Here is a 5500-nt window from a genome sequence, read left to right on the forward strand (position 1 = left end):
TGACCCGCATCCTCGCGCTGACCAGCGTGATCTGGCACAACGACAAGACCGGCCAGCCGATCAAGCGATCCCTGATCGCCTATGACCACTAACCGCAGCCAGACCCCTTGGCATCAATCATCTAGGCAGGGAGTTCACTGAGGGCGGCGGCGGAGTGCTCGTTGCTCGGCGGCGTCGAGTGCCGGTGTGAGGGGTGCGAGCGTGGTGCGAAGGAGGTCCGGTAGCGAGCCGGACGGCACGACGAGCCCACTGATTGTGGAGGACGAGGCGGTCGTTTGCAGCCACTGCTCGATCGCCACGCGAACTGCGGCGGCCACGCTCGCCGCCAGCACCCGTGCGGTGTGCGGGTCGCCATCGCCGAGACGTTCGGCGATCGCGTCGGTGAGGGGACGTTCGATCGCGGTGGTGGTTTCGACGAATGCGTCGCGCAGCGCGGGGCGGGTGGTGATCAGCAGCAGCGCGTCCCGGCCGGATTCGTCCGGGGTGGTGTACTGATCCACGATCGCCTCGATGACGGCGTCGGCGAGGCCGACGCCGGGCCGGTCGGCCACCGCCGCTGCGACTCGTGCTTCCCGTTCGCCGGTGATGGCGGCGACGATCGCGTGTTCGCGGCTGGAGAAGTAGTTGTTGTATGTCCTCGGTGAGACGCCGGCGGCCTCGGCGATGTCGTCGACGCGCACGTTGTCCGGTCCGCGCTCAAGGGCCAGTCGCAGGGCGGCCACGCGCAAGGCCTCTCGGGTGGCCTGCTTTTTCTGCTCGCGCAGCCCCGTCCGTCTCGTCGTCACAGTCTCAGCATCGCAGTTTTAATGCGTGTACGCAAATTTGCGTGCACGCATTTTTCTTCTTAGCCTGGGCGTCCTCATCCCACAGGAAGGATCAATGCAATGAGGGCAAAGGGCATCAGCTACGACACTGGCTTCGTCCGCAATGGCGGGTTCTCCCGTGAGTGCTTCGACCCGGACGTGGTCAAGCGCGAGCTGGAGATCATCCGGGACGACCTGCACTGCACCGCGGTCCGTGTCATCGGCGGTGACCCCGAGCGGCTGGAACTGGCCGCGACGTACGCCGCCGACCTCGGCCTGGAGGTCTGGTTCTCGCCCTACCCCCTCGAACTGACCGCCGGGCAGACGCTGTCGCTGTTCGCCGACTGCGCTGAGCGGGCGGAGCGGATCCGGCGGCGGGGCGCCGAGGTCGTGTTCGTCGCCGGCGCCGAGCTGAGCCTGATGAACAAGGGATTTTTGCCAGGCGACACCCAGGAGGACAGGCTCGGACTGCTGACTCAGCGGGATCGCCTGGCCGAGCGGGTCGGCGAGCTCAGCGCACGGGTCAACGACTTCCTCGCCGGCGCCGTCGCCCTCGTTCGCGAGCGATTTGGCGGCCGGATCACCTACGCCGCCATCCCGCTGGAGCGCGTCGACTGGGCGCCCTTCGACATCGTGGGCGTGGATCTCTACCGGTCGGCCGAGGTCGCCGACCAGTTCGCCGAGGGCGTCCGTACGCTCGTCGCGCAGGGAAAGCCAGTCGCGATCACCGAGTTCGGCACCGCCGCCTACCGCGGCGCGGGCGACCGGGGCGGCCGCGTTCTGGAGGTCCTCGAATTCGATCAGGAGACCGGCGCGCCGGTCCGTTTGAACACCGAGTGCGTCCGCGACGAGGCCGGCCAGGCCACGTACGTGCGCGAACTGCTGGAGATCTACGACGCCACGGGTGTCGACAGCGCCTTCGTCTTCGTCTTCGCGCTCGACAACTTTCCGCACCGCCCCGACGGCGATCCCCGCGACGACCTCGACCTGGCCAGCCCCGGCATCGTCAAAGTCCTCGAGGATCGCCGCGGGGACACCTACCCCGACATGCCCTGGGAACCCAAGGCCGCCTTCACCGCCCTCGCCGAGTACTACTGCGGCTGACCACGTCGCAAAGACCGCACTCCCCATCGAGCCGCACCGGCCAGCGCCCGCCGGCCGGGCGCTTCAGCGCTTCATCCGTCCTGCCCCTTTTGCGGGCGAACAAAGGAGTACGCATGATCACAGATGTCGTCATCGCCGGCGGCGGTCCGAACGGGCTGATGCTGGCCTGCGAACTGAGCCTGGCAGGGGTCCGGCCGGTCGTGCTGGAGCGGCTGCCAGAGCCGAGCGAGGAACCGAAGGCGAACGGATTGCTCGGCCAGGTCGTGAAAATGCTCGACCGCCGGGGGCTGTGTGAACGTCTCAGCGGTAGTCCAGAACCGCCGCAGCCGAACTCCGCGTATTTCATGTTCGGCGCGATGGGCCTGGACCTGAGCCTGCTGGAGGACAGCCCCATCTATGCCCTGCCGGTGCCGCAGCGACGCATCGTGCAGGTTCTGCAGGAGCGCGCCATCGAACTGGGCGTGGAGATCCGGCGGGGACATGAGGTCGTCGGCCTGTCGCAGGACGATGACGTGGTCACCATCGACGTCGCGAGTCCGGGCGGGGCGTACCACCTGCGCGCTCGGCACCTTGTCGGCGCGGATGGAGCCCACAGCACCACGCGCAAGCTGTCCGGCATCGGATTCCCCGGCATCACCTACGACCGGATGACCGTGCGCTCAGCACATGCGACGGTCCCGGCGGACTGGGTCGATCCTGCGACCGGTGCGCTGAACGTGCCCGGCTACGGCGCTGTCTCCCCGTTCATGCCCCATCGCACCGAGCGCGGAGGGTTCTCCTACGCGCCGATGCCCGGCCACCCGCCGCTGGTCAGCACCACAGAGTGGGACCAGCCCACGACGGACGCTCCGATGAGCCTGGAGGAGTTGCGGGCGAGCATCGGCCGCGTGCTCGGCGTCGACGTGCCGCTTGGTCCGCCCGACGGCCAAGGACCGCACGCGCTGCGCCGGCTGAGCGGCGGTAACACCCGGGTCGCCGAACGGTTCGCCGACGGCCGGGTGTTCCTGATCGGTGACGCCGCTCACGTGTACGCCGCCACGGGGGGCGGTCCAGGGCTCAACCTCGGCCTGCAGGACGCGGTCAATCTCGGATGGAAACTCGCCGCCGAGATCCGGGGAAGCGCACCGTCTGGACTGCTGAACAGTTACCAGACAGAGCGGCGATCGGCCGCCCAGCGCATGGTGCTGAACGCGCAGGCACAGGCGGCCCTGATCGCCCCCGGCAGCGATGTCACCGGACTGCGCGAGGTGTTCACCGAACTGCTCCGCGATCCCAGCACCGTACAGCGCCTGGCCGAACTCACCGCAGGCGCCGACGTCCGCTACGACATGGGCGGACGCGAGGCGCACCCGCTGGTCGGCCGGTTCGCCCCGGACCTGGAACTGCACACCCCGACCGGGCCGGTCCGGCTGGCCGAACTGACCAGAACCGCACGTCCCCTGCTGCTCGACCTGACCGAAGGAGCATCGCTGGCAGAGACACTTGCCCCGCACCACGACCAGGTCGACATCGTCGCGGCGCGCTCCCAGGCCCCCGCGCCCACCGCCCTGCTCCTTCGACCGGACTGCCATGTGGCCTGGGCATCCGCATCACCCCGGCCGGATCCCACGGAGATCGAAACACTCCGGGCAGCCTTGCAGCGGTGGTTCGGTGTCGCCGAACGCGCCCACACCTAAAAGGAAGAACTGGAGACGCCGACGGAGTGGATGAAGGCGCCCGCGATCGTCCCGTGAGCTTGGTGGTGGCCCGCGCCGTGCGACGGGCCACCACCCCCGCCTACGTCTCCTCAACATAGCGCGGCGCAGGGTCTGTCAGGGTGTCAGTCCCAGCTCGCGCAGTTGTGCAGGCCGTAGCGGCCGCCAGCCACTGGTGTCGAGTTTGGCCAGAGCTCCTGCTCGCCGGACTGCACGCCGCTGGCCAGCTCGACTGGTCGGGGGTCGAAGTGCAGCGGAGCGAAAACGTAAGCTAAGCCCGTTCGTGCAGGTCAGCCGTTAGACGCCCTGCAGGCCCGCGCCAACGCAGCATCGGCGTCGGCGTGATGGACCTCAACACACGTGAGGACGTGCTCGCGCTGCTGGAGGGTGAGGCAGTCGCGCTGATGGAGGCCCTGCCGGCAGAGACCTTCGCCGCAGAGCACATCCCGGGCGCGCGCAACGTGCCCGATCAGATGTCGGCCGAGCTGGCCGAGGAAGGTGGCGCCCGATCGGGCGGGCACGGTGGTCGTCTACTGCTCGGGCCCGTACCGCAAACCGATCCAAGGTCACCGCCGCCGCGTTCGCCCGACTGGGATATACCGACGTGCGCGTCTACGCCGGGGGCAAGCAGGACTGGGCCGAGGCCGGGCTGGCCTTCGAGGGCCAGCGCGCGAACGCGATCACCGGCGCGGCAGCGGGGCGGCGCTCATCAGGCAGGACATCGTGCTGGGCGACGGCGGGCCATACCTGCGCAGCGGGCAGGTCGCTGAGCGGGCCGGGGCCAACCAGCAGACCTTGCGCTATTACGAGCGCCGCTGCCCCAGCGGCTCGCCTTCACCCGGAGGAGGTGGCGGAGCTGATCGACACCGGGCGGCGCGGCCACACCCCATCCCAGACCTGCGCGCCCGCGCCCAGGACAAGATCGCCGAGGTGGACGCGCGGATCGCCGATCTGACCACCATCCGCACCGCACTGACCCTGGTGATCAGCGTGGGCTGCGACAGCCTGACCAACTGCACCTGGCGGAAGCTGTCGACCCGCTCGGTGGCGGTGGTGGCGTGGTCGGCCACGTCGCGCAAGTACTGGAACGGTGCCGTGCTCGGGACGTCATGCCTACGGTCGCGGCCACGCCGGCCGCGACCGTAGGTGAAGATCGATCTTGCTGCTACTTGATGGGCGTGCCGGTGACCAGTGGCAGCGCGATCGACGTGCCGGCCAGGTCGATGGTGACCTTGGCCCCGGTGCCGGGTTCGACGTCGGTCTCGGAGCCGTTGCCGGTCACGTCGAGGTTGAAGTCGTCGTTGGCTCCGGTCAGGACCAGGCCCAGCCGGTGCCCGGCCTTGAACTCATAATCCTGCGGCAGCATCTTCCAGGTGATCTGGTACGACTTACCCGGCGTCAGCGGTGCCTGGCGGCTGAGCGACTTGTGGTTCTGCGCGTCCAGGATGCCTCGGGTGACCACGTGGAAGCCGGAGGTCGCCGTATTATGGCCGGCCCTGAGGTAGCAGCCGTCGTCATCGGCCGTGCTCTGGCCGACGCAGGATTCGCCGCCGATGAACATGAGGCCTTGCGAGGCCGTCGTGGTGGTCTCGCGGTAGTTGATGCGGGTGTCGGTGCCGTAGTCGACGAGCAGGACGCCCAGGTTGGCGGTCGGCTTGTCCAGCTTGAGGCGCAGGCTCACCGACGGCGTTCCGGAGACCCTTATCGCGTTCTTCAGCGGTGGGGTCAGGTAGGCCAGCCGGTTCGGGTTGGTGGTGGCGGGGTTATCGGTGGGGCGTGGTTGGGTCGGGTCAGGGCGCGGTGCTGGACTTGCGATCAGTCCGTTTCCCTGACCCGCCCGCCGAACCCGGCGTGCATGTCTCCATGCACCGGGCTCTCCGCGTGTCTTGCCCGGGGTCA

General features: G+C 68.8%; 5 protein-coding genes. 3 read left to right on the forward strand and 2 right to left on the reverse strand.

All coding sequences use genetic code 11. The annotated features are described in order from the left end of the window. Positions 1-134: 134 nt before the first annotated feature. Positions 135-785: a TetR/AcrR family transcriptional regulator gene (locus tag ABEA43_RS67395; RefSeq protein ID WP_345581376.1), complete on the reverse strand. Its 651-nt coding sequence runs from the start codon at positions 783-785 to the stop codon at positions 135-137. Between the two features lie 99 nt (positions 786-884). On the opposite strand from ABEA43_RS67395, the gene ABEA43_RS67400 reads away from it, so the two are divergent. The 3 genes from ABEA43_RS67400 to ABEA43_RS67410 all read left to right on the forward strand — a co-directional run bounded on the left by ABEA43_RS67400 (position 885) and on the right by ABEA43_RS67410 (position 4747). Continuing rightward, positions 885-1907 (forward strand): glycoside hydrolase family 113 protein, encoded by a 1023-nt coding sequence (locus tag ABEA43_RS67400; RefSeq protein ID WP_345581379.1) that lies wholly within the window; start codon positions 885-887, stop codon positions 1905-1907. A 113-nt stretch (positions 1908-2020) separates the two neighbouring features. Further along, positions 2021-3583 carry an FAD-dependent oxidoreductase gene (locus ABEA43_RS67405; RefSeq protein ID WP_345581382.1) on the forward strand — a complete coding sequence of 521 codons (1563 nt, stop codon included), beginning with the start codon at positions 2021-2023 and terminating at the stop codon, positions 3581-3583. Positions 3584-4324: 741 nt separating this feature from the next. Then, entirely contained in the window at positions 4325-4747 is a 423-nt protein-coding gene (locus ABEA43_RS67410) for a MerR family transcriptional regulator (protein ID WP_345581384.1), read from the forward strand. Positions 4748-4766: 19 nt separating this feature from the next. Here the strand turns inward: ABEA43_RS67410 and ABEA43_RS67415 are convergent. Further along, positions 4767-5500 (reverse strand): CocE/NonD family hydrolase C-terminal non-catalytic domain-containing protein (locus ABEA43_RS67415; RefSeq protein ID WP_345581386.1); only part of this gene is annotated, 734 nt, incomplete at its 5' end.

The sequence above is a fragment of the Nonomuraea rosea genome (assembly GCF_039539705.1).
Lineage (GTDB): Bacteria > Actinomycetota > Actinomycetes > Streptosporangiales > Streptosporangiaceae > Nonomuraea > Nonomuraea rosea.